We start from the raw sequence: 569 nt of genomic DNA, 5'->3' as shown, positions 1-569 counted from the left end.
CTTCGGGAGGGCGCTTACCACTTTGTGATTCATGACTGGGGTGAAGTCGTAACAAGGTAACCGTAGGGGAACCTGCGGTTGGATCACCTCCTTACCTGAAGATACCTTCCCGCGCAGTGTCCACACAGATTGTCTGATAAAAAAGTAATGAGCAGGACGGCTGCGAAGTCGTGACACTATCGTGTCCCCTTCGTCTAGCGGTTAGGACTCCGCCCTTTCACGGCGGCAACAGGGGTTCGAATCCCCTAGGGGACGCCACCTGCTTGGTGACAGGTGAAAGATGTCGCCATACAGTATCTCAAAGCCGTTCTGGCTGCGTAAGCAGCCGGGTCGCGTTTGAGATATTTGCTCTTTAACAATCCGGAACAAGCTGAAAATTGAAACGACGTGTCGCTTTCATTCTCCGTAACAAGAATGAAAAACGCGGCACGTTCGAGTCTCTCAAATGCTTGCAGTCTGCAGCGTTGCAAAACGCCTGTGGGTTGTGAGGTTAAGCGACTAAGCGTACACGGTGGATGCCCAGGCAGTCAGAGGCGATGAAGGACGTGCTAATCTGCGTAAAGCGACGG

General features: G+C 52.7%; 1 tRNA gene and 1 rRNA gene. Both read left to right on the top strand.

The annotated features are described in order from the left end of the window. Positions 1-94, top strand: a 16S ribosomal RNA gene (locus ACTJKZ_RS21185); the annotation flags it as partial. 89 nt (positions 95-183) lie between these two features. After that, positions 184-258: transfer RNA gene (locus ACTJKZ_RS21180), tRNA-Glu, on the top strand. Positions 259-569: the final 311 nt, after the last annotated feature.

It is taken from the genome of Pantoea sp. 22096, from assembly GCF_052045955.1.
Lineage (GTDB): Bacteria > Pseudomonadota > Gammaproteobacteria > Enterobacterales > Enterobacteriaceae > Pantoea > Pantoea alfalfae.
Note: the sequence above shows the minus strand (reverse complement) of the source record. Positions and strands in the feature narration are given on the sequence as shown.